Source organism: Streptomyces sp. NPDC020742, assembly GCF_040641675.1.
GTDB lineage: Bacteria > Actinomycetota > Actinomycetes > Streptomycetales > Streptomycetaceae > Streptomyces.
Genome location: NZ_JBFAEA010000019.1, coordinates 92,582 through 115,053, shown reverse-complemented (window position 1 = coordinate 115,053; position 22,472 = coordinate 92,582). Strand labels below are relative to the sequence as shown.

The following is a 22,472-nucleotide window of genomic DNA, read 5'->3' as shown; positions in this document are numbered from 1 at the left end:
GCGGATTCCTTCCCCTCGTGGGCCGCTGCGGGCGGGCCTCGCGGTTCGCTGATGTCCCCACCCAAGCGCGATCCCGCCCGCCGACCAATGAGCAATCCGCGTCCGCACTGATCACGAATGGTGATCGGTGGGGGCGCGGAAGCCGCGGCCCGTCCCCTCGACCGGACCCGGCGCGAGCCTGTCCGGCGATCGCCCCGTACGACGACCGCCCCGTACGACGACCGCGGCTTTCAGCAGTTCGACAGCGGCAGTCTCACCGGTCCTCGGCTTCAGGCCAGGCCCTCCCACGCGTCAGCTCCGAACGCGCCTTTCACCTCGGATGCGACGGTGGTGGCGTCCACCGTGGCTTGCAGGGCGTACACGGTCGTCTTGTGTGTGCCGCGGACGCTGAGGCGGACCGGGCTGTCGCCTGGGTGGTCCGCAAGGATGCGCCTCAGTTCTCTGACGGACCGTTCGGTGATCCGGTGCGCGGGGAGGGCAAGCCGCACGGAGGGTTTCCCGCCGTGCTCGGCGGAGGGCACGTCCAATACCGCGAGTTCCCAGCATCGGGAGATGGCTGGACGGCTCGACCCGTCGCGGTGCGTCAGGTCGACGGGCGGCCAAGGGGGGCGCACCGCCGTGGATGCGTTCGGCCCGAGCCCTTGAAGCGCAGGCCCGGCAGTCACCTGACCGCCGGGCAGTACGCTTCCTGCCGCGCTGCCTGCCAAACCGCAGGTTGACCAGAGGCATCAAAGCGAGCCTGGTGTAGCGGAATCGAACAACCATTTCGCCGATCGTGCTCAACCATTGGTTGTCTGATTAGAATGGCGAGCGTGGATCTCACCGCCGTACGCACCTTCGTCACCGCCGTGGACGCGGGGCAGTTCCAAGAAGCCGCCGTCGCCTTGTCGATCACCCCGCAGGCGGTCTCCAAGCGCATCGCCGTGCTGGAGAAGGACCTCGGGGTGCAGCTGTTCAGCCGTACGGCCCGTGGGGCCCGGCTCACCATCGACGGGCAGGCGTTCCTGCCGTACGCCCGGGCCCTCCTGCAAGCCGAGGAGCGGGCGGCCGCCTCCGTGCGGCCCGGGCGTCGGGCGCTGCGCGTCGATGTGATCGGCCGCAGGGTCTCAGTGGCGGGTCTGTTGCGCGACTTCCACCGTGCGTATCCCGAGACCGACCTTGACGTCGTGACCCTGTTCGACTCCGATACGGCCATCGCCGCCGTCCGGTCCGGGACGATCGACGCGACCTTCCGCGCCGTGACCATGCCGGGCCGGCGGCTCCCCGACGGTATCGAGGCCACTCCGGTCTTCGACGAACCGCTGCAACTGTTCACCGGGCCGGCTCACGAGTTCGCCGGCGCCCGCGCGATCGCTCCCGCCCAGCTCGCCGGGCGCCGGATCTGGATGCCCGGCAACATGCCCGGCACCGAGTGGGCCGCCTACTATGACGAACTCGCCGCCACGTTCGGCCTCACCGTCGACTCGGTCGGCCCCAACTTCGGTATCGAGCACCTCCTCGACACGATCGCGGACTCCTCGACGCTGGCGACCTTCGTCAGCGAGCAGACTCCGCTGGTCTGGCCCGCCGGCCACGACTTGCGGCGGATCCCCCTGCACGACCCGACCCCGATTTACCCGCACTCCCTGATCTGGCGCACCGACAACCCGCACCCGGCTCTCACTGCGCTGCGTAGCCACCTCACTTCTGCCTATCCCGGCCGCCCCGACACCGGGTTTTGGACTCCGAAGTGGGTTCAGCGCGCTTAGCACCGCCGGATGGCCCGGAGGTGCCAGGAGGTGGTTGGTCAGGGGCGGAGTGGCTCAGGAGGTTGAGGTGCGGTCAGGGGCTCCCGTGGGTGAGGAGGTCCAGTCCCAGGGGCGTGCACCAGTGCCACATGGCCTTGCCGTCGCGCTGGGAGACGATCAGTCCGGATTCCCGCAGGATCTTGGCCTGCATGGACGCGGCCGCCGGGCTGACGGCGAGTTCGCGAGCGAGATCGGTGGTGGTGTGCTGCCGGACGAGCAGGCGTAGGGCGTGGGCCCGAGTGCTGCCGACAAGTGCGGTCAGTGGGTCGTCGGGCGGGGAGCCGTCCCGGAGGGGCAGCGGTGTGACGGCCGGATAGATCAGCAGGAGCCGGCCGTCGGGCTGGAACGCCGCCAGGAGGTGGTCGGCCCAGAACAGGGACGGCTGTAGGACCATGCCGTGCCCGTGCAGGGGGAGGTCGAGGTCGCGGGGGAAGGGGGCTTCCAGGGTCGTGCCGCGCCAGCGGATGGCCGGCGCCAGGCCGGTCAGCGCGAGGTGCAGGCCCTGCTGGGCGAGAATGCGGGAGCGCCAGGCCGTTTCGGCGCGGAAGCCGGCCTGGATGTGTGGCCAGGCCCCGGCGATGACGGTGGCGTGGGCGGAGTGGACGGCCCGTTCGAGGATCTGCCAGGCGGCCCGGTCCCGGTCGGCGAGGTGACGCACCCAGGGGGTGAGCGGGCGGTCGATCGCGCACATCCGGCGCAGCTCCGTCCGGGCCTGAGCGCGGGGCGTGGACAGCACGTGGTCGACGCCTTCGTGGAATTCATGGCTGGGCGGGTCCAGGAACAGCGGCCCGGCGCCCAACGGGGAGACCAACTGCAAGAGGGGCCGTGCCGACCGCGGAAGGGTCCGCGCCACGCGCTGCCGCCACGGGCCGAACACCGGGTGCGCATCCCGGCGTTGCAGCATTTCAAAGGCCAGGCCCAGTTCCACCAGTGGCGCCGGCCGGTCCGCGACCGTAACCCTCAGCAGATCCGCTGCGGTGCAGTGAATGCGTAACACGCTGGCCCCCGAACGATTCAGCCCTCGCTGAAAGCATCGCGGAGCCCTGCGGGAACGGGGAGCCTGTTTCGCGGCAATCAAAGCCCGGCCCTCACCGCTGATTTCATCAGTCGCCCGTCCGTCGCGTCCGACGGCCCCACCTCTGCGGTGGTGTCACGAGGGTCCGGAGAACGACAACAGGAGGCACGCGTGATGCATGGTCTGCGCAGGGCAGCGATGGTCACGGCCAGTGTGGCCGCACTGGCCGGTTCGTTGGCGCTCGGTTCCGGGGTGGCCGTCGCCGGAGGGAACGGTCAGCAGATCCACTTCCAGGACAGGCAGCACAAGGTGGCGTCGATCTGGCTGGACGGGAAGAACCAGAACGGTCGGAACGTGCAGTTCTGCTGGATGACGCCGTCGAAGGACACCTACATCCGTGACAATTGGTGGGTGGGGAGGATGGACATCACGGAGTTCAGGAACCGGCACTGCGACCATGAGAACAATGGCGTGGTCGGCTACCTGCACCCGAAGGTTCCGCAAAAGCAGGACAGCGACTGGTACCTGGTGCGCAACTGAAAGCCAGCAGGATGGAAAACCAGCACACCGCCGAGGTCCGCAGGGGCAGTTCCCTGCGGACCTCGGGCGTTCCGGCGGAATTCCGCACGGACGTGGGCTGGATGTGTCAGGGACCTGTCAGGTGTACCGATAGAACTTGGTGTGGTCCAGTAGGTCCGCCGGCGTGACGTCGTTCCAGGGCTTCATCGTGTCGTGCAGGTCGACGACGTCGGGTGTGTCGCCGGTCGGCAGATAGCCCGATGTGGGGTGCAGCGCCTGCCAGTCAGCCCAGAGCTTGTCGATGAAACAGTGGTGCAGCCAGAAGACCGGGTCGTTGGGTGATGCCCCGGTGGTCATCTGCCCACCGACCCAGACGTGCACCCGGTTGTGCAGATTCGGACCGCGCCAGCCCTCGACGTGGTTGCGGAAGCCGTCGGAGGAGCTGTTCCAGGGGGCGGCGTCGTAGACGCTCATGGCGAGCACCCGGTCGACCTCGGCCCGGGTCGGCAGTTCGCGGACCCCGGTGCCGAGGGAGCGGCGGAGGAACGTCCTGCCGTCCACCCGTACGTTCATCGGCCACTTGCCGCCGCCGAAGGCGAACGGGCCCGATGTCACCCGGCCGTCGCCGCTCCGCCCGTCACCGCCGAGGAAGTCATCGGCCCACAGGGAGCTACGGGGGCTGCGGTCGACGGTCCAGTCCCAGTAGGGCAGCGTGACCGACGGCGTGATGCTCTGCAGGGCCTGTTCGAACTGCAGCAGGAACCTGCGGTGCCAGGGGAGGAACGACGGCGACCGGTGCCCGGTCCGCTCCCCGTCGTCGGTGTCGCCGATGATGAAGGCGTTGTGGGTGCTGATGAACTCGTCGTAGCGGCCGCTGCGCTTGAGTTCCAGCACCGCGTCGACGAAGTTCCGCTTCTCGGTGGCGGTGAGGTTCGCCTGGTTCTTTCGGACTGCCATGTCGAGGACTCCTCGGTGGGGGGACGGGCAGGGACGGGCCTCAGCCGGTGACGACGGGGACCAGGTCGGCGCCCTGGAGTTCGCGAACTGCGGCGCGCGCCAGGGCGCGTGGCGTATTGAACGTCTCGTAGTGGTTCACCAGGCTGATCCAGGTGCCGTCCGCGTTCCGCATCACATGGAGGTCGTCGTTGTCGATGCGGACGACGAAGTCCATGCCCTCGTGCGGGCCGGCCTGAGCGGCGCGGTGCATCGCCCGGCCGTCACGGCCCCGGTGGCCCCGGCTCCGTGCATCCCCTTCGTCCGCCGGCCAGCCCGCTATGTGGCGGCCCTGGTAGATCTCGTCGAACGGCTCCGGCATCGGGTGGCCACCGGTGTGCCCGTCTCCCGCCGGGTGTTCACGGCCGTCGACGGGGCGGGCGGCAGCGGTGCCGGCGAACAGAGCCGGTGCGGTGAGCGCCGCTCCGGCGAGGACAGCGGCGCTGCCGTGCAGCACCTGGCGTCGGGTGGGACGCGACATCTTCCACTCCTTGGGGTCGGTCTCGGCTCCTCCTCCGGAGCAGGGCCTGCGGCGGAGGGGGACGCCGGCGCGCCGACGGTCGGCCCGCGCCGCCACATGCTGGCAGGGACGAGCGGATCATCAAGGTGCCCCGCCACATCGGGCCATGAACGAGACAACGCCTGGGCGGAAGTGCGGATTTCAACGGCGGCGATCGTGTACATGACATGCCGCCAGGCTCCGCGGAAGCGGATATTCCGCGATGGTCGGCGCCGTCCGCCGTAGATCCTTCTGTCCCATGTCGCAAACCGTGACACGTCGCACGGCCGGAACTCGGCGCGAATGCACGGGCTTTGGGGGAGGGGGGTTGCGCTGCGCCGGCTGGCAGACTTGCGCCATGTCCGCCGGCCAAGCCGGCGCCGTTGCTGCCGGGCCGCAGACCACGGCGGCAAGACCAGCCACCCGTCCGTCGCGTGGGGTGGCCCCCACCATGGACCACCGCATCGAGGACCTACCGTTGACCAAGCTGCGGCGCCTGCTGGAGCGGCGCGCCGTTCCCCTGCTGGAGATCCCGGAAATCCCTGGGAACGCGCCGTACTACCGGACGTTCTGGCAGCCCGCTTCCCAGGTCGCCGTCTCCGTCGTCGGCACCTACGGCGAGTACAGCACCCCGGACAAGTTGCGGGTCGGCGATGTTCACGCCCTCCACGCCCGGATGACCGTCGACGAAGTGGAGCGACGGCGTTCGGTCTCGGAGCGGCAGGCGGGGAGCGTGCGAACCCCTTGAATTCCAGGGATAGTTCGGCGTTCACGGCAATGGAGCCGGACAGTCCCGGACCATTTCCGGCCATTGACGGGTGGAACCATCCCGAATGGTCGGGTATGCGGTAGGAAAGGGGCCGTCCGCGGACCTGCCCCCGCCGGCACCGGCGGGGCGGAGGGAGAGCGCCACGGGAATTCCCGGGGCGTCACAGACCGCATGTGGACCGTGTTCAGGCGGTGCGGGAAGGGGAAGCACTCCCGCGTCGCAGTGCTCCGCAGTGTTCCGCAAAGCTCCGCAGTGTTCTGCAGTGTTCCGCAAAGCTCCGCAGTGATCGAATGCCGCATTCCCCGTGGGTGCGTCGACCGAACCGGTCCGCTCCGGCGTTCCCGGGCCCCGTGCGGTGTGCACCGGATCGTTCCCGTGTGGACGGGGTGCCCTTGTTGACGGGCCCCCTTCCCGTGTTCCCGGAAACGGAGACCATGATGCGAAGACCCATCCGTGCCGCGGTGGCGGTGGTCGCGGCCGCGTTCCTCACCCCGCTGCTGGCGGCGGGCCCGGCGCCGGCCTCGTCGGCCCGGTCCACCGACGGCGGCCGCGGGACCACCGACTGCCGGCCCGCCCTCCAGGTCCTGGCGTCCCTGCCCGGCTCCGGAGGCAGCCAGGTCCAGGGGCTCGGGCCGAACGCCCTGGCGGTGGGGGCGTCGCGCGGCCTGCCCGCGTACTGGACCGGCGTACGAGTGCACCGCGTACCGCTGCCCGCCGGGTTCACCGGCGGTGAGGTCGCGGCCGTCAACGCCAAGGGCCTGATGGTGGGGACCCTGCACGGCGCGGGCAGCACGGCCGCCTTCAGCTACCGCGCCGGCGCCCGCACGGTGACCCTGCTGCCGGAAGGAGCCCATGCGGCGGACGTCAACGACCGGGGGCTGATCGTCGGCGACGCGGTCAAAGGCGGCTCGCTCCTCGGCCTCGAATGGGACGGCGCCCGGATCCACCGCTGGCTCGCGCCGCCGGCCGGGTACACGCTCACCTCGGTGACCGCCCTCAACAACGCCGGGCAGATCGCCGGTTCCGGGGAGGGCGCCAAGGACGACGAGTCCTGGTCGGCGGGTCTGGTCTGGTCCGCCCGGAGCGGCGAGGCGGCCGTGCCGCTCCAGCGGTACTGGCCGGCGGGAGTCCCCTACGACGTCTGGTACCCCCGGGACATCGACCGCGCCGGACGGATCGTGGGCACCCACGACTTCACCCGGCTGGACACCCGGACCCCCACCCAGTGGCTCCCGCCGTACACGACCGAGAGCGAACCGGGGCTGCTGGGGAAGCGCACCAGCGGCACCTTCGAGGCCATCAGCCCCACCACCCGGGTGAGTGTGGGCACCGCCCTGGACAGCCACGTGGTCGGGCCGTTCCCGCCGGAGACGGCGCCCCCGGAGCAGGCCCAGATCTGGCCGGGCACCGGCCCGCTACTGGCGCTGCCCCGGCTCGTCCCGAAGGGCGCCTCGCAGGCGTACGCCGTCAGCGACGACCAGCGCGTCGGCGGCTCGGCGGTCGACGCCGGCTCGACGCCCCGTGCGGTCGTGTGGACCTGTGCCCTGCGGCAGGCGTACCGGCCCTGACGCGCGGAGGGGCGGTCGGCGGTGCCGGTCCGGGGTGGGAGCCGGCGGCCGGCATCCGCGGCCGCCCGGAGGCGGGGCAAGGGCGAGGGGTGTGCCGGGCGGGGGTCGAGGGCAGCTAGCCTGGAGGCGGCCGGCCGGCGATCAGCTGCCGGCCGGTGCTGACAGTGGGCTCTCGGAGGGGGAAACGTGCAGGTCGGAGCGGCTGCGTGAGATTTCTGCACACCTCGGACTGGCATCTGGGCCGGTCCTTCCACCGCGTGAACCTGCTCACCGCCCAGCGGGCCTTCCTCGACCACCTGGTCGAGACGGTGCGGGCCCGGGAGGTCGACGCGGTACTGGTCGCCGGCGACGTCTATGACCGGGCGGTACCGCCGCTCGCCGCGGTCGAGCTCTTCGACCACGCACTGCACCGCCTGGCCGCGCTCGGCGTCCCCACCGTCATGATCTCCGGCAACCACGACTCCGCCCGCCGCCTGGGCGTCGGCTCCGGGCTGATGGAGCGGGCCGGCATCCACCTGCGGACCGACCCCGACGGCTGCGGCACGCCCGTACTGCTCACCGACGCGCACGGGCCGGTGGCGTGCTACGGGCTGCCGTATCTGGAGCCCGCCATGGTCCGTGAGGCCCTCGGCGCGCCCCGGGCCGACCACGCCGCGGTGCTCGGCGCGGCGATGGACCGGGTGCGGGCCGATCTGGCGGAGCGGCCCGCGGGGACGCGTTCGGTGGTGCTGGCACACGCCTTCGTCACCGGCGGTGCGATCAGCGACAGCGAGCGGGACATCACCGTCGGCGGGGTCGCCTCGGTTCCCGCGGCCGTCTTCGACGGGGTGGACTACGCCGCCCTCGGCCACCTGCACGGCTGTCAGACCCTCACCGACCGGGTCCGCTACTCCGGATCGCCGCTCGCCTACTCCTTCTCCGAGGCCGCTCACCGCAAGTCGTCCTGGCTCGTCGAACTCGACGCGGACGGCGCGGTGCACGCCGAGCGGGTGGACTGCCCGGTGCCGCGCCCCCTGGCCCGGGTCCGGGGCCCTCTGGAGCGGCTGCTGGACGATCCGGAGCTGGCCCGGCACGAGGACGCCTGGGTGGAGGCCACGCTCACCGACGCGGTCCGGCCGCAGGAGCCGATGGCCCGGCTCTCGGGGCGCTTTCCGCACCTCCTCAGCCTGGTCTTCGACCCCGACGAGGGCCCGGCCCGGGCGTCGGCTTCCTACGCCCAGCGGTTGCGCGGGCGCAGCGACCAGGAGATCGCCGAGGACTTCGTGGCACACGTACGGTCCGGGCGCGCCGCCGATGCGCACGAGCAGGCCGAACTGCGTTCGGCGATCGACGAGGTCCGTACCGACGACCTGGCCGCCGAGGGGGTCCGATGAGGCTGCACCGGCTCACCCTCAGCGCCTTCGGGCCGTTCGGCGGCACCCAGACCGTCGAGTTCGACCGGCTCACCCGGGACGGCCTGTTCCTGCTCCAGGGGCCCACCGGCGCGGGCAAGACCTCGGTCCTGGACGCGGTGTGCTTCGCGCTGTACGGGTCGGTGCCCGGGGCCCGGCAGAGCGGACAGGCGCTGCGCAGCGACCTGGCAGCGCCCGGGACCCGTACCGAGGTCGTCCTCGAACTGACCGTCGCCGGGCGGCGGTTGGAGGTCACCCGATTGCCCGAGCAGCCCCGCCCCAAGAAGCGGGGCAGCGGCACGACGAAGGAGAAGGCGCAGAGCGGCCTGCGCGAGTTCGTACCGGGCGAGGACGGCACGGAGGGCCGCTGGAAGGCGCTCAGCCGGTCGCACCAGGAGATCGGCGAGGAGATCGGGCAGCTCCTCGGCATGAGCAAGGAGCAGTTCTGCCAGGTGGTGCTGCTGCCGCAGGGCGACTTCGCGCGCTTCCTGCGGGCCGACGCCGAGGCCCGGGCACGGCTGCTGGGGCGGCTCTTCGACACCCGCCGGTTCGCCGCGCTGGAGGAGCAGTTGCAGGCGCGCCGCCGAGCCGCCGCCGACCAGGTCGCGGCGGGCGATGAGCGGCTGCTGGGGTGGGCCCACCGGATGGCGCAGGCGGCCGGGGAGAGCACGGACGCCGCCGGCCCGGCCGACCTCGTCGCTCAGCCGGCGGTGGGCCGGGCCGGCCGGGCGGGGCGCGGCGCGGCGGTGGCCGGTGGGCGCGGCCGTACGACGGCAGGGAAGGCGGGCACGGCGACGGTGACCCTCCCGGGCCAGACGGGCGCCACCGGCCAGCGGGGCGCCGCGGCCCTTGCCGGCCCGGCCCGCACCGCCGGCGCGGAGGAACCCGCGGTCCCCGGACCGGGTGAGCCGGGATTCGCCGAGGCAGTGCTGGTGCGCGCCGCCCTCGCCCGGGTGACCGCGCGCGAGCGGCTGGCGGTCGCCGACGCCGCGGTGCACACCGCCGAGGAGGCCGAACGGACCGCGGCCACCGCGCTGGCCGAGACCCGCGAACGGCACCGGCTCCAGCAGCGGTACGCCGATGCCCGTCGCCGGGCCGCCCGGCTGGAGGTCCACCGCGGGGAGCGGGAGCGCACCCGCGACCGGCTGGCCCGGGCCCGCGCCGCCGCCGAGGTGGCGCCCGCGCTCGCCCTGCGCGACGCCGCCCGGCGTGAGCTGGACGACGCACAGCACGCCGAGCGCCGGCACCGCGAGCCGCTGCCGCCCGCGCTCGCCGACGCCGAGGGCGACCAACTCGCCGTACAGGAAAGCCGGTTGCGGGAGGATCTGGGGGCGCTCGCCGCCGCCCGGCGGGCCGAGCAGCGGGCCACGGAGCTCGTCCGGGAGCGCGCCGGACTCGACCGTGAGGCGCGCGCCGACGAACAGACGCTGCTGGACGCCACCGAGTGGCTCGGCACCTGGGAGCGCACCCGCCGCGACCACCAGCAGCGCATCGAGACCGCGCAGGAGGCCGCCGTCCGCGCCGAGCAGCTCGGGGCGCGCACCGCCCCGGCCGAGGAGCGGCTGGCCGCGGCCCGCCGGCGGGACCGGCTCACCGGCGAGGCACAGGCCGCGGACGCCGCGCTGCTCACCGCCCGGCAGGACGCGGTGGACGCCCATGAGCACTGGCTCGACCTCAAGGAAAGGCGGCTGCGCGGGATCGCGGCCGAGCTCGCCGAGGGGCTGCGCGACGGCCGGGCGTGCGCGGTGTGCGGAGCCACCGAGCACCCCGCGCCGGCCCGGGCCGGCGCCGGTCACATCGACCGGGCGGCCGAAGAGGCCGCGCTGGCCGCGCACCGCCGCGCCGACGAGGCCCGTCAGCAGGCGGAGGGCCACTGCCGGTCCGTCCAGGAGTCGCTGGCCGCCGCGCGCGCCGCGGCCGGAGACGCCCCCACCGCCGAACTCGCCGCCCAGGTAGCGAAGTTGAACGCCGAACTCGCCCGCGACCAGGCGGTCGGCGCGGACCTGCACGCCGCGCGCGAGGCGCTGGCCCGCGCCGAGCGTGAGTACGAACGCCGCCGCGCCGAGCAGCAGCAGGCCGAGCGCCGGGCCGCCGCCCGCACCTCGCACCGCGAGGCGCTGGACCGCGAACGGGCCGCGCTGGAGGACGAGTTGACACGGGCCCGGGGCGGGAGCGCGAGCGTGGCCGAGCGGGCCGGGCGGCTGGAGCGGCAGATCGCGCTGCTCGCCGCGGCGGCCGAGGCGTCCCGTACGGCGCGGGTCTGCACCGAGCGGCTCAAGGAGGCCGACGCCCAGGCGTCCGACGCCGCCTACCGGGCCGGCTTCGACACCCCGTCGGCCGCGGCCGACGCGCTGCTGCGGGACGACGAGTGGCGGACGCTCCAGCAGCGCCTGGACGACTGGCAGCGCGAGGCGGCCGCGGTGGAGGCGGAACTGGCCGACCCCGAGGCGCGCGCCGCCGACGCGCTGTCGCCCGCCGCCCCGGACGCCGCCCACACCGCGCACCAGGCCGCGGCGGCGCGGCTGGTGACCGCCTCGACGGCGCAGGCCGCGGCCCGGGAACGCTGCGCCGAACTCGACCGGCTCTCCGCCCGCGCCGAGGCCGACGCCCGCCGGCTGGCGCCGCTGCGCGCCGACCACGACCGGATCGCCCGGCTCGCCGCGCTGGCCGCCGGCACCTCCACCGAGAACGAGCACCGGATGCGGCTGGAGTCGTATGTGCTCGCCGCCCGACTGGAGCAGGTCGCGGCCGCCGCCAGCGCCCGGCTGCAGCGGATGTCGGGCGGCCGCTACACCCTCGTCCACTCCGACCAACGGGCCGGCAACGCCCGCCGTTCCGGCCTCGGGCTGCACGTCATCGACGCCTGGACCGGCCAGGAACGGGACACCGCCAGCCTCTCCGGCGGTGAGACCTTCTTCGCCTCGCTCGCCCTGGCGCTCGGCCTCGCCGATGTCGTCACCGACGAGGCGGGCGGCACCCGGCTGGACACCCTCTTCATCGACGAGGGGTTCGGCAGCCTGGACGAACAGACCCTCGACGAGGTGCTGGACGTCCTGGACTCGCTGCGGGAGCGCGACCGCAGCGTGGGCATCGTCAGCCATGTCCCCGACCTCCGGGCGCGGATCCCCGCCCAGCTGGAGGTCGTCAAGGACCGCTCGGGCTCCACAGTCCGGCACCGCCTGCCGGGGTGAGCGCCGCTGCCCGCACCGGCGGCGGGCTCGGCGTCAACGACGCCCGACGACCCGGCCCGGCTGGTCGCCCGGCTCACCACCGACCAGGCACCGTGGATCACTGACGAGGTCGTCAACTCCCTGGGGAGCCGCCGGCATTGACCCCCACGGCCCGGGACGCGGCGGGGGACGGGACCCCGGCCGGGGCGTCGAACTCGTAGGCGCACAGCCCGTCGCGCTCCCCGGTGAACCGGAAGCCGGCCCGTTGCAGCACCCGCTGTGAGGGGACGTTCTCCGGCTCGGTGAGCGCGCAGACGGTCCGCACCGCCGGGTGGCCGGCCGTCCATCCGACCAGCAGGCGGGCCGCTTCGGTAGCCCAGCCGGCGCCGCGGGCGGACGGCGAGAGGTCGTAGCCGATCTCCACGAAGCCGGTGTCGTCCGGCGGCCCGTGGAAGCCGATGCTGCCCAGTGCCCGGCCGGTGGCCGCTTCGGCCAGGACGAAGACGCCCCAGCCGGGGCGGTAGCTGCCGGCCGCGGCGGCCCGTACGGCGATACCGGCGCCGTCCGAGGTGGTCTCCGACGGCGTGCCGTCGATCCAGTCGAAGCCGGCCGGCTCCCCGTCCGCGACCCGGGCCGCCACGGACGGCAGCAGCGCGCGCAGCGCCACCCGGCCGTCGGCGATCCGCAGCGGGTACCCGGCGCCCGCGGTGACCAGCCCCTCGAACAGCGGACGGGCGTCGAAGCCCGCCGGCAGCCCGCTGACCTGTCCGTCGCCGACCTCCACCACCCGCCAGACACCGTCGTCGCGGCGCGCCAGGTCGGTGGTGACGAAGCGCAGCCCGCACTCCCGTACGGCGGGCGCCACCTGGGTGAGGTCGGGCACCGGGCGCAGCTCCGGGGTGTCGGGGTGCGGGCCGGTCAGCACCGGCTCGCCGTCCACCCACCACACCCGCGCCTCGCCCACCGACCGGTCGAAGTCCTCGAACGCCCGCAGCACCACGCCGCCCGTCAGGAACTCCTCCTGGAGGGCGACGAACCGGCCGACCACCGCGGCCAGCCGCCCGGTGTCGGCGGCGTCCGGGACGAAGGCCGCCTCCGCCCACTCGTGCTTACGGGACTTCACCCAGTCCTTGACGAACAGCGGGCAGGGGCGGCCCGGTGCGGTGAACGGGGCGGCGAGCCGGGCCAGCTCCGCGGGCCCGGGCGGCCGGCCCGGCGCGCAGGGCAGCCAGGCGCTGCGCGGGGTGAGCGCGCGGAAGGCCCCGTACCAGCCGGGGAGTTCATGGGCGGTGCGGTAGGCGGCCGGCGAGGTCAGCAGCCGCCGACCGCGGGCGGCGAGCGCCTCGGCGAGGGCGGCGTAGCGGTCGGCGGGCAGCATCCAGCCGCGGTACCAGACCGGCCCGGAGCCGCGCGGGACCCGTAGCACCGCCCCGGCCGCGTCCCCGGCCAGCAGCGCCTCGTGGTCGAGCACCGCGGTGCCGGCCCCCGCCGACCGCGCCGCGGCGGCCTCGGGAGCGAACGGCGGATCGGTACGCCCGGGGCGCAGCGGGTCGCCGGACAGCAGCAGGAGCGGCCGGTCCGCCGCGAGGTCCCCGTTCATGTCAGCCATGTCAGCGGACCCTACGGACGGCCGCGGCCGGCCACAACACCGTGGTGTCGGGGACGGCCGCGCGCCTCGACGCGTCCAGGCCCAGGGCCCGGCGCTGCCGGGGTCAGAGCGCCGACAACTCGCTCAGTAGGTCGTCCAGGCCCAGCGACCCCTGCGAGAGCGCCGCCATGTGCCAGGCCTTGAGGTCGAAGTCCGCGCCGTGCCGGGCGCGGGCCGCCTCCCGGCCCTGGAGCCAGACGCGTTCACCGAGCTTGTAGCCGATCGCCTGCCCGGCCATGCCCTGGTAGCGGATGATCTCGCTCTCCACGAAGTCGGCCGGCCGGCTGCTGTGCCGGGCGAAGAACTCCTGCGCCAGCTGCGGCGTCCAGCGCTCGCCCGGGTGGAAGGGGGAGTCCGCGGGGATCTCCAGCTCCAGGTGCATGCCGATGTCGATGATGACCCGGATCGCCCGCATCATCTGCGCGTCCAGATAGCCCAGCCGCTGCTCGGCGTTGCTCAGGAAGCCCAGTTCGTCCATCAGACGCTCGGCGTACAGCGCCCAGCCCTCGGCGTTGGCGCTGACCATGCCCACCGTGGTCTGGTACCGCGAGAGCCGGTCGGCGACGTGCACCCACTGCGCCAGCTGGAGGTGGTGGCCCGGCACCCCCTCGTGGTACCAGGTCGAGACCAGGTCGTACGCCGGGAAACGGGTCTCGCCCATGGTCGGCAGCCAGGTGCGGCCGGGGCGGGAGAAGTCCAGCGAGGGCGGGGTGTAGTAGGGGGCGGCGGCGCTCCCGGGCGGGGCGATCCGCGACTCCACCTTCCGCACCGGCTCCGCCAGGTCGAAGTGGGTGCCGTCCAGCGACTCGATGGCCTGGTCCATCAGCGACTGCAGCCACTGCCGGGTCTCCTCGGCCCCCTCGACCGCCTCGCCGTGCTCATCGCACCAGGCCAGCGCCTCCCAGGGGGTCTTCGCACCGGGCAGGACCTCCTCCGCCGCGGCCGCCATCTCGGCCAGCAGCCGGTGGAACTCGGACCAGCCGTACGCATACGCCTCGTCCGGGTCGAGGTCGGCGCCGGTGTAGGAGCGGGCGAGCCGGGCGTAGCGCTCCCGGCCCACCACGTCCGGGGCGCCCTCGACGGCCGGGGCGTAGACGTCCCGGAACCAGTCGCGCAGCTCGACCAGGGCGCCGGTGGCCACCTCCGCCGCCTCGGTCAGCTCGGCGCGCAGCGCCTCCGGGCCCGGGGCGGTGAACTCCCCGAACCAGCTGCGGTCGGTGCCGATCCACTCGTCCAACTGGCCGATGACGGTGGCGACCTGACGCGGGCCGGCGGGCAGAGCGCGCCGCCGGCCGGCGTCCAGCGCGGCGCGGTAGCCCTCCAGAGCGGCCGGTACCGCCCGCAGCCGCTGGGCGATGGCCGCCCAGTCCGCCTCGGTCTCGGTGGGGGTGACGGTGAAGACCTGACGGGTCTGGTGCAGCGGCGAGCTGAGGTTGCTGACCGCGCGCAGGCCCTCGCCCGCCTCGTGCACGGCCAGCTCGGAGGTGAGCCGCTCCCGCAACAGCCGGGCACAGACCTGCTCGGCGGGGCTGTCCGCGCCCGGCCGGGACTCGGCCTCGGCAAGCTTCTCCAGCGTCGTGCGGGCGAGCTGAGCCACCGCCTCCTGGCCCGTCGGCGAGAAGTCCGGGAGCCTGCCGGAGCTTTCGGGGACTCCGAGGAAGGTGCCGGTGATCGGGTCCAGGTCGACGAGGGCGTCGACATAGGCGTCGGCGACCTGGCGGGGCAGCGGACCGCCCCCGGGAGTAGTGGTGTTGGACATGACGGCCATCCTCGTACGGATCACCCCGCCGCGTCACCACCAACAGCCGCTACCTTGCTGTCTTTACGACGTCATTGCCCGGTACCGCGGCCGGCCGGACGCCGGAGCGCCCGGCCGGGGCGGGTCGGTGCGGGCCCTCGCGGTGGGTACCGCGGGCACCGGGGTCAGTTCAGGCCGGCGTCCCAGACGCGTACGCTCTCACGCAGCTCCGGGACCTCCCGGCGGGCCGGAACCCCGGTCGGGCGGGCCGTGATCACCAGCGTGCCCTCCTCGATCTGGTAGTCGAGCGGCAGCCCGAGGCCGCGCATCGCCGCCACCATGCCCGGATTGGAGGCCTGGGTGATCGCATAGACGCTCTCGCAGCGGGTCTCGGCCGCCATCGCCACCAGCCGGCGCAGCAGTTCGGCGCCGATGCCGCGCTGCTGCCAGGCGTCCTCGACCAGCAGCGCCACCTCGGTCTCGTCGCCGTCCCACAGCAGGTGGCCGAGCGCCACCAGCCGGCCGGAGGCGGTCTCCACCGCCAGGGTGCGGCCGAAGCGCGGGCTGAGCAGGTGCGCGAGGTAGCGGTCCGCGTCCCCGACCGGGCCGTGGTAGCGCAGCGCCAGGGTCTTCGGCGAGCAGCGGTCGTGCATCTCGCGGGCCGCGGCCAGGTCGGAGGGGTCGGCCCGGCGCACGGTGATCTCGTTGCCTTCCGGCAGCGTCAGCACATCGCGTCGCGGCGGCACCCGCTGGCCGAGCCGGGAGTCCAGCTCGACCAGGGCACGCACCCGTGCGAACTCGGTGGGGGTGAAGGGCAACTGCGGCCTTTCGATGGTCAGGGAACCCCCGGAGGGGTCGCGGAACTTCATGAGGTGATCCTCCAGTACGCCCTCGGCAGGCACCTTCTCGGCCAGTGGCTGCCCGGTCAGCGAGCGGGCGGGCACCGAGCGGATCGTGCAGCGGCCCAGCAACTGACGTAGGGCCAGCGGGAGTTCGGCCGAATCCAGCGCCGTACGGGTGGCCAGGCCGAGCATCCGGGTCGGCGCGTCGACCAGGTCGTGCGCGTCGGCCCGCTCCAGCCAGCTGTGCCGGCCGCCCGCAGCGGCCACCGTGCGGGTGAGCTCCGCGGATGCCAGCGGGGCCGGCGCGCGCAGCAGGAACTCATCGACGGTGCCGTCCGACAGCGGATGGGTCTGCAGGCTGAGGATGTCCACCCGACGGGCGGCCAGCGCCGTGCACAGCTCGGCCAGGCTGCCCGGCTCGTCACGGACCGTGGTCCGCATCCGCCACAGCGTCGTCTCCTGGCCGCCGGCCGCGGGGGACCGGTCGGCGAGGGACGGCGCCGTGGCGCCGGTATCGGTCGGCGGTGGGGGGCTCCCGTGGCGTCGTGACCACCAGACGTGGAACACCGCCGTGGCCAGCAGGGCGGCCGCCGCGGCGCACAGCAGCGCCGGGCCGGACGGACCGTGGGCGACGGTGTTGGCGACCGCGTCGGCCACCGCCACGGCGGTGAACAGCGCGGCCAGCTCGACGACGTCCCGGCGCCAGTGGTGGCGGCGGGCGGAGCGCGCGGAGGAGGCTTCAGTCATGCACCCAGCCTTGCCGACAGGTATTGCCTGATCGCCAACACATTGTGTCCGACGGGTAAAAGACGCAATCGGCGCATTGGCCTCTACTGTCCTACCCGTCCCGGTTGGAGCACCTTGCTGAACAGCACCCGTCCTCCTTCCTGGCGCAGCCGCACCGTCAGCTCCCCGCTCCCCCCGTCGATGTCGATCTCGCCGAAGTTCTGCGGCGTCTGCGCGGGAGAGGTGTTGGCGCGGTCCGGTGCCTGGACGAACGCCTGCTCGGGCCCGAAGGTTCCGTCGAGTGGTACGGCCTGGAAGCCGCCGGCGTTCAGCGGCCCCGACACGAACTCCCAGAACGGCTCGAAGTCGGTGAAGGCGGCCCGCTCCGGTGCGTAGTGCTGCGCCGAGGTGTAGTGGACGTCCGCGGTCAGCCATACGGTGCCGGTGATCCGCGCGTGCTTGATGTGCCGCAGCAGCTCCGCGATCTGCAGTTCGCGGCCCAGCGGTGCCCCGGGATCGCCCTGCGCCACCGCCTCGAAGTTGGTCTTGCCGTCCGGGACGACCAGCCCCAGCGGCATGTCGGAGGCGATCACCTTCCACACCGCGCGCGAGCGGGACAGCTCCCGCTTGAGCCAGCGCAGCTGCTCGGCGCCGAGGATGCCCTGCCGGTCGTCGGTCTGCCGGCCGGGGGAGTTGGCGTTGCGGTAGCGCCGCATGTCCAGGACGAACACATCGAGCAGCGGGCCGTGCCGCACCACGCGGTAGACCCGCCGGTCCGCGTCCGGCCGCAGCGTCCGGATCGGGAAGTACTCGCTGAAGGCGCGCAGCGAGCGGGCGGAGAGCACGTTCGCGTCCTTCTCGGTGTAGCGGGCGTCGTCGAGCAGCTGGCCCGGGTACCAGTTGTTGTGCACCTCGTGGTCGTCCCACTGGGTGATCGTGGGCACCTGGGCGTTGAACCGCCGCAGGTTCGCATCCAGCAGGTTGTAGCGGAATGCGCCGCGGAACTCCGCCAGCGTCTCGGCGACCTTCGCCTTCTCCTCGGTGGTGACGTTCCGCCAGATTCGGCCGTCCGGCAGCGTCACCCGGTCGGTGATCGGGCCGTCCGCGTAGATGTTGTCGCCGCTGCACAGGAAGAAGTCGGGGTTCCGGCTCCGCATGTCCTGGTAGATGCGGTAGCCGCCGCGCTCGGGGTTGATGCCCCAGCCCTGGCCGGCGAGGTCACCGGACCAGTGGAAGCGCACGTCCGCGCCCCGCCCCTCGGGCGCGGTGCGGAAGGTCCCGGTGACCGGCTCGCCGGCGCGCCGAGGGTCGTCGGGGTCGGCCAGCAGCACCCGGTAGTGGATCTGCTCGCCGGCCGGCAGGCCGTGCAGCGCGGTGACGCCGGTGAAGTCGGTGCCCGCCCCGAGCACCGGGCCGCGCCAGGTCTGCGTGGTCTTCGCCTCGCGGAACGACTCGGTCGCCGAGGTCTGCACCACCATCCGGGCCGGCCGGTCGGACCGCACCCACACCAGGCCCGAGGACGTGGTCACATCGCCGACCTGGACACCCCAGCCGGCGCCCGGCCGGCCGCTGCGGGCCTGCGCCGGCGCGGCGCCGGAGAACAGGGGCAAGGTCAGCGCCGCGGAACCCGCCGCCGCGCCTTGCAGCAACGACCGCCGTCCGAAGCCGCCGCCGGTTTCCTGCGCCATCTCAAACCTCCATGCCTCGACCGCGTCAGGTGATGACCTGTTCGTACCGGTGTCCGGTGCCGCGGGGTGGAACGGACGGTGAACACCGGCCTGTTGGGCCACCCAGACCCGGACCCGGGCCCGGGATCGACGGCCGTGCGGCCCCGCTGCCGGGCCCGGGCCATGGTCGCAAGACCGCCGGCCGATCGCCAGGACGCCACCGGGACGTTGACGGTCCCGCTACGCGCCGTCCTTAGGGCGGGCCGGTGGCTGTCGCCGTGACGCGCCTCGCACCGCACCGTTTCCGCTGGACAACGCGGGAGCGGCCGGGTGGGATGACCGGATGCCGGAGGAAACCGTGACCGACGTCTTCGAGGACCACCGCCCCGTCCTGTTCGGGGTGGCCTACCGCATGCTCGGCCGGGTGGCCGACGCCGAGGACGTGGTGCAGGACGCCTGGCTGCGCTGGTCGGGCGCGGACCGCACACAGGTCCGCGAGCCGCGCGCCTTCCTGGTCCGGATCACCTCCCGCCTGGCCCTCGACCGGCTGCGGCAGGTCCAGGCGCGGCGCGAGTCCTATGTGGGGCCCTGGCTGCCCGAGCCCCTACCGACCGACCTGGCCGGCCCGGTGCCGGATGGCGCGGAGCGGACGGTGTTCACCGAGTCCGTCACGCTCGCCGTCCTCGTCGTCATGGAGTCGCTCTCCCCACTGGAGCGCGCGGTGTTCGTGCTGCGCGAGGCCTTCGGCTATCCGTACGCGGAGATCGCCGGGACCCTGGAGCGCAGCGAGGCCGCGGTGCGCCAGTTGGCGGGCCGGGCGCGCCGGCACGTCGCCGAGCGCACCCCGCGCTACGAGGTCGACCCGGAGCGGCAGCGCGCGCTGACCGCGCGGTTCCTGGCCGCGGCGGCCGGCGACGACCTGCCGGGGCTGCTCGACCTGCTGGCGGCGGACGCCCGGCTGGTGGGCGACAGCGGGGGCAAGGCCAAGGCACCGCTGCGGGTCATCGAGTCCGCCGACAAGGTCGCCCGCTTCCTCGCCGGCGTCGCCAGGTCCGCACCGGCCGGCCTGGAGTTCACCGTGCGGGAGATCAACGGCGGGGTCGCGGCACTGGTGCACCTGGCCGGCGTCCCGGACTCCGTCATCCAGCTCGGCGTCCGGGACGGCCGGATCCAGACCGTCTACATCGTGCGCAACCCCGACAAGCTCGGGGCGCTGGCGACCAGGTGAGCGGCGGCCCGCAGGCCGGGCCGAGGACTGGACAGCACCGGCGGGCCACCCCGCAGACGCTGGGCGGCGCCGGCCATCGAGGCCTGCGCCAGGACCAGCACATCGGCGTCCCGCACGTCCCGCGCGGCGGCGGCGACCGCCGTCAGGTAGCCGTCGTGGTCGCCGGCCTCGAACCGCTCCCACGCGCCGGGCACCAGCACCGTCCGCACCTCGACCGTGCGGCCGGCCCGTGCGGCCTCCTCCGCGAGCAGTGCCTCGGTGGGCGCCAGGGTGCTCTCCAGTGCGGCGAGCACCGCGATGCGCGGCCCGGTGGCGACCGCTGCCGCGGCCATCGGCCGGTCGACCCGCAGCACCGGCAGCCCGAGCGCGGCACCGGCCGACTCCGCGGGCGGGCCGATCGTGGAGCAGGTGCACAGCGCCGCCCGGGCTCCGGCACGGGCGGCGGCGGCCAGTTCCGCCGTGATGTCCGGTAGCGCCGCATCGGGGCCCTGCGTGCGTGCCCGGTCCAGGAGTTCGGAGCGCACGAGGTGATGGAGCGTCAGATCCGGCGCCTCCTCGTCGCGCAGGGCGTCGAAGACCGGCACATGAACGGGTGAGGTGTGCAGCAGGGCGAGCATGGCGGCGAGGGTAGCTGATCGTTCCCGGGATTGGTCTTGACCAAGGGTGGGGGCGGCCATATCGTCGGGATACTGCAACAACCTTTCATAAAGAAGCGCTCAAAAACGGGCGCGCGTACGGGGTCCACCGACGGGCCCGGTGCGCGGTCCCGGGTCCAGGGGGCCTGTCCCGCAAGGGGGAGGGCCAGTGCGGAGGACAGGGTGGGGACCACGCAACTCGACACGGTGCCGGAGCCGAAGTACTGGCACCTCAAGACCGTGCTCAGCGATGCGCTGGACTCGGAGTTCGCGGTCGGCGAGATTCTGCCCAACGAGCGTGAGCTGGCGGCCCGCTTCGGCGTCGCCCGCGCCACGCTGCGGCAGGCCCTCGAACAGCTGGAGCTGGAGGGCAGACTCCAGCGCCGCCGCGGCGTGGGCACCACCGTCGCACCGCCGCGCGTCGGTGTCGCCGTCGACCCCGCCCGGCGCACGTGGCCCGGCGGCTCCGCCGACGACTGGCAGCCGGACGACGCCGACGAGAGCGACACCGTGCCCGCCCCGGTGGGCCGCCTGCTGGAGACCGCCCCCGGAGAGCGGATGCACATCGTGCGCCGCAGCCGGGTCACGCACGGTCAGCCCGTCGCCGCCGAGCTGCTGTACGTACCGGCGGCCGTGGTCCCCCGCTGCGCCGCCGCGGCCCCGCTCGGTGCGGCCGGCCGTGCCCGCGCCGTCCTGAGCGCGCTGCAGGAGCTGCCGCTGGACGGGCAGGACCACACGGTCGAGCTGGGCTCGGCCCGCGCGCAGGACGCCAAGCAGCTGGACCGGTTGCCCGGCGCCCCGGTGCTGGTGGTGACCACCCGCTACCTCTCCGGAGGACGCCCGGCCGCGGTGGCGGTCTCGACGTACCGTGCGGACACCTGCCGGCTGACCTTCGGGGAGGGCGAAGCGGTCTCGGTGGCCGCGGGCTGACCCGGCGTCAAGGACGGGCGCCGACCTGAAGGGGTGGCGAGCCGGCCGAAGCACAGGGCGGGCGCCGGCAGAAGGAACAGGGCACCGGCAGAAGGAATAAGGAACAGGGCACCGGCTTCGGCAGCCGGACGGCGCCCGTCGTCCCCGGTCACCTCCGGGATGTCACCGTGCCCTCCACGGCGAAGAGTTCGCCCTCCACGTGGTCCAGGGCCAACCGCAGCGCGCCGGTGGCCACCGCCGCCTCGCCCAGCTGGGAGAGCACCACCTGCGGCGGACGCAGGCAGTAGCGCGCCAACTCCTCGCGCAGCGGCGTGAGGACGCCGGCCAGCCCCGCCGCCCAGCCGCCGATCACCACCAGCTCCGGGTCGAGCGCCAGCACTAGGGCCGCCACATCGTGCACCAGCCGCTCCAGGAAGCGCTGCACCGCCTCCTGGGCCCGCGCATCGCCGTCCCGCGCCGCATCGAAGACCGCGACGACCTGCTCCTCGTCCAGCGGTTGCAGCGGCCGGCCGGTCGTCGACAGCAGCTTCTCGGGCCGCGCCTCACGGCCCAGCAGGTGCAGGGCGCCGATCTCCCCGGCGGCCCCGCCGAAGCCGCGGTGCAGCCGTCCGCCGATCAGCGACCCCGCCCCCGGGCTCAGTCCGGCGAGCACGAACACGATGTCGTCGGAGCCGGCCGCCGCGCCCTGCCAGTGCTCGGCCACCGCCGCGGCGTTGGCGTCGTTCTCCACCAGCACCGGGCAGCGAAACGACCGCCGCAGCCGCGCCCCGAGCGGCAGCCCCGTCCACCCGGGCAGCGCGGTGCCCAGCCGCACCGTGCCGTCCGCCTCCACGATGCCGGGGGTGGCCACCCCGACGGCCCGCAGTGAACCGCGCGGCACGCCCGTACGGCGCAACAGCTCGGCCACCGCGGCGCGGACCCGGTCCAGCCGCTCATCGGCGGACGCGCCCTCGTCCACCGGGCGCTGCACGCCGTCCCGCACCCGCCCGCTCAGGTCCGACAGCACCACCGCGACCCGGTGCGGGCCGATCTCGACGCCCAGCAGATGGCCCGCCTCGGCGCGGAACCGGAAGCGGCGGGCGGGCCGGCCCTGGCGGCGGCCGCCACCGTCCCCGGCGGGCGCCTCGACCACCAGACCGGTCCCGATGAGCCCCTCGACCACGCCCTCGACGGTCGGCCGGGACAGGCCCGTCACCTGGACGAGGTGGGTGAGCGTGGGGGAGTCCGCGGCGCGCAGCGCCTGCAGCACCACCGCGGAGTTGATCCGCCGCAGCAGGGAGGGGTCCCCTCCGGTCAGCCGCCCCAACGTCCTTCTCCCTAGCACTCCGTGTGCCGCGGATCGTAGCC

General features: G+C 73.9%; 17 protein-coding genes. 8 read left to right on the top strand and 9 right to left on the bottom strand.

Going from position 1 to position 22,472, the window contains the following annotated elements:
- Positions 1-812: 812 nt before the first annotated feature.
- Positions 813-1,748, top strand: coding sequence for a LysR family transcriptional regulator (locus AB0G84_RS27310; RefSeq protein ID WP_361326074.1), 936 nt, complete (start codon positions 813-815; stop codon positions 1,746-1,748).
- A 73-nt stretch (positions 1,749-1,821) separates the two neighbouring features.
- Here AB0G84_RS27310 and AB0G84_RS27305 read toward each other — a convergent pair whose 3' ends face one another.
- Positions 1,822-2,784, bottom strand: a complete 963-nt coding sequence (locus tag AB0G84_RS27305) for a winged helix-turn-helix domain-containing protein (protein ID WP_361326072.1) — start codon at positions 2,782-2,784, stop codon at positions 1,822-1,824.
- 189 nt (positions 2,785-2,973) lie between these two features.
- Between AB0G84_RS27305 and AB0G84_RS27300 the strand changes: the two genes are divergently transcribed.
- Positions 2,974-3,342, top strand: a complete 369-nt coding sequence (locus AB0G84_RS27300; RefSeq protein WP_361326070.1) for a hypothetical protein — start codon at positions 2,974-2,976, stop codon at positions 3,340-3,342.
- A 117-nt stretch (positions 3,343-3,459) separates the two neighbouring features.
- On the opposite strand, the gene AB0G84_RS27295 is transcribed toward AB0G84_RS27300, so the two are convergent.
- On the bottom strand, positions 3,460-4,278 hold the full coding sequence (locus AB0G84_RS27295) for a tyrosinase family protein (RefSeq protein ID WP_361326068.1): 819 nt from the start codon (positions 4,276-4,278) through the stop codon (positions 3,460-3,462).
- Between the two features lie 40 nt (positions 4,279-4,318).
- The gene (locus AB0G84_RS27290; protein WP_361326065.1) at positions 4,319-4,795 is read right to left on the bottom strand and encodes a tyrosinase family oxidase copper chaperone; all 477 of its coding nucleotides are present in this window, start codon (positions 4,793-4,795) and stop codon (positions 4,319-4,321) included.
- 376 nt (positions 4,796-5,171) lie between these two features.
- Between AB0G84_RS27290 and AB0G84_RS27285 the strand changes: the two genes are divergently transcribed.
- The 4 genes from AB0G84_RS27285 to AB0G84_RS27270 all read left to right on the top strand — a co-directional run bounded on the left by AB0G84_RS27285 (position 5,172) and on the right by AB0G84_RS27270 (position 11,732).
- A complete protein-coding gene (locus tag AB0G84_RS27285; RefSeq protein ID WP_361326063.1) occupies positions 5,172-5,561 on the top strand; it encodes a hypothetical protein in 390 nt (129 codons plus the stop codon).
- 458 nt (positions 5,562-6,019) lie between these two features.
- Positions 6,020-7,150 (top strand): hypothetical protein, encoded by a 1,131-nt coding sequence (locus AB0G84_RS27280; RefSeq protein ID WP_361326060.1) that lies wholly within the window; start codon positions 6,020-6,022, stop codon positions 7,148-7,150.
- 206 nt (positions 7,151-7,356) lie between these two features.
- Positions 7,357-8,523: an exonuclease SbcCD subunit D gene (locus tag AB0G84_RS27275; RefSeq protein WP_361326058.1), complete on the top strand. Its 1,167-nt coding sequence runs from the start codon at positions 7,357-7,359 to the stop codon at positions 8,521-8,523.
- Positions 8,520-11,732, top strand: coding sequence for an SMC family ATPase (locus AB0G84_RS27270; protein ID WP_361326056.1), 3,213 nt, complete (start codon positions 8,520-8,522; stop codon positions 11,730-11,732). Before AB0G84_RS27275 ends, AB0G84_RS27270 begins: the two co-directional genes overlap by 4 nt.
- Positions 11,733-11,844: 112 nt before the next feature.
- Here AB0G84_RS27270 and AB0G84_RS27265 read toward each other — a convergent pair whose 3' ends face one another.
- The 4 genes from AB0G84_RS27265 to AB0G84_RS27250 form a co-directional block, all read right to left on the bottom strand.
- Complete coding sequence (locus AB0G84_RS27265; RefSeq protein ID WP_361326053.1) at positions 11,845-13,320, bottom strand: GNAT family N-acetyltransferase; 1,476 nt, start codon at positions 13,318-13,320, stop codon at positions 11,845-11,847.
- 103 nt (positions 13,321-13,423) lie between these two features.
- Positions 13,424-15,118, bottom strand: coding sequence for a DUF885 domain-containing protein (locus AB0G84_RS27260; RefSeq protein WP_361326050.1), 1,695 nt, complete (start codon positions 15,116-15,118; stop codon positions 13,424-13,426).
- 164 nt (positions 15,119-15,282) lie between these two features.
- A complete protein-coding gene (locus AB0G84_RS27255) occupies positions 15,283-16,686 on the bottom strand; it encodes a GNAT family N-acetyltransferase (protein WP_361326047.1) in 1,404 nt (467 codons plus the stop codon).
- Between the two features lie 83 nt (positions 16,687-16,769).
- Positions 16,770-18,353 carry an alkaline phosphatase D family protein gene (locus AB0G84_RS27250; protein ID WP_361326044.1) on the bottom strand — a complete coding sequence of 528 codons (1,584 nt, stop codon included), beginning with the start codon at positions 18,351-18,353 and terminating at the stop codon, positions 16,770-16,772.
- A 322-nt stretch (positions 18,354-18,675) separates the two neighbouring features.
- Between AB0G84_RS27250 and sigJ the strand changes: the two genes are divergently transcribed.
- Positions 18,676-19,560, top strand: a complete 885-nt coding sequence (gene sigJ, locus AB0G84_RS27245; RefSeq protein WP_361326042.1) for an RNA polymerase sigma factor SigJ — start codon at positions 18,676-18,678, stop codon at positions 19,558-19,560.
- Here sigJ and AB0G84_RS27240 read toward each other — a convergent pair.
- On the bottom strand, positions 19,512-20,177 hold the full coding sequence (locus AB0G84_RS27240) for an aspartate/glutamate racemase family protein (RefSeq protein ID WP_361326039.1): 666 nt from the start codon (positions 20,175-20,177) through the stop codon (positions 19,512-19,514). The two genes, sigJ and AB0G84_RS27240, sit on opposite strands and share 49 nt — an antisense overlap.
- A 201-nt stretch (positions 20,178-20,378) precedes the next feature.
- Between AB0G84_RS27240 and AB0G84_RS27235 the strand changes: the two genes are divergently transcribed.
- Positions 20,379-21,125, top strand: a complete 747-nt coding sequence (locus AB0G84_RS27235) for a GntR family transcriptional regulator (RefSeq protein WP_361326036.1) — start codon at positions 20,379-20,381, stop codon at positions 21,123-21,125.
- A 148-nt stretch (positions 21,126-21,273) separates the two neighbouring features.
- Here the strand turns inward: AB0G84_RS27235 and AB0G84_RS27230 are convergent, their stop codons facing one another.
- Positions 21,274-22,431, bottom strand: coding sequence for an ROK family protein (locus tag AB0G84_RS27230; protein ID WP_361326033.1), 1,158 nt, complete (start codon positions 22,429-22,431; stop codon positions 21,274-21,276).
- Between the last annotated feature and the right edge of the window lie 41 nt (positions 22,432-22,472).

Coding starts and splice junctions, on each gene's coding strand:
- AB0G84_RS27250 (WP_361326044.1), bottom strand. CDS start 18,353: ATGGCGCAGGAAACCGGCGGCGGCTTCGGACGGCGGTCGTTGCTGCAA.
- AB0G84_RS27290 (WP_361326065.1), bottom strand. CDS start 4,795: ATGTCGCGTCCCACCCGACGCCAGGTGCTGCACGGCAGCGCCGCTGTC.
- AB0G84_RS27280 (WP_361326060.1), top strand. CDS start 6,020: ATGCGAAGACCCATCCGTGCCGCGGTGGCGGTGGTCGCGGCCGCGTTC.
- AB0G84_RS27295 (WP_361326068.1), bottom strand. CDS start 4,278: ATGGCAGTCCGAAAGAACCAGGCGAACCTCACCGCCACCGAGAAGCGG.
- AB0G84_RS27240 (WP_361326039.1), bottom strand. CDS start 20,177: ATGCTCGCCCTGCTGCACACCTCACCCGTTCATGTGCCGGTCTTCGAC.
- AB0G84_RS27270 (WP_361326056.1), top strand. CDS start 8,520: ATGAGGCTGCACCGGCTCACCCTCAGCGCCTTCGGGCCGTTCGGCGGC.
- AB0G84_RS27285 (WP_361326063.1), top strand. CDS start 5,172: ATGTCCGCCGGCCAAGCCGGCGCCGTTGCTGCCGGGCCGCAGACCACG.
- sigJ (WP_361326042.1), top strand. CDS start 18,676: ATGCCGGAGGAAACCGTGACCGACGTCTTCGAGGACCACCGCCCCGTC.
- AB0G84_RS27260 (WP_361326050.1), bottom strand. CDS start 15,118: ATGTCCAACACCACTACTCCCGGGGGCGGTCCGCTGCCCCGCCAGGTC.
- AB0G84_RS27265 (WP_361326053.1), bottom strand. CDS start 13,320: ATGGCTGACATGAACGGGGACCTCGCGGCGGACCGGCCGCTCCTGCTG.
- AB0G84_RS27255 (WP_361326047.1), bottom strand. CDS start 16,686: ATGACTGAAGCCTCCTCCGCGCGCTCCGCCCGCCGCCACCACTGGCGC.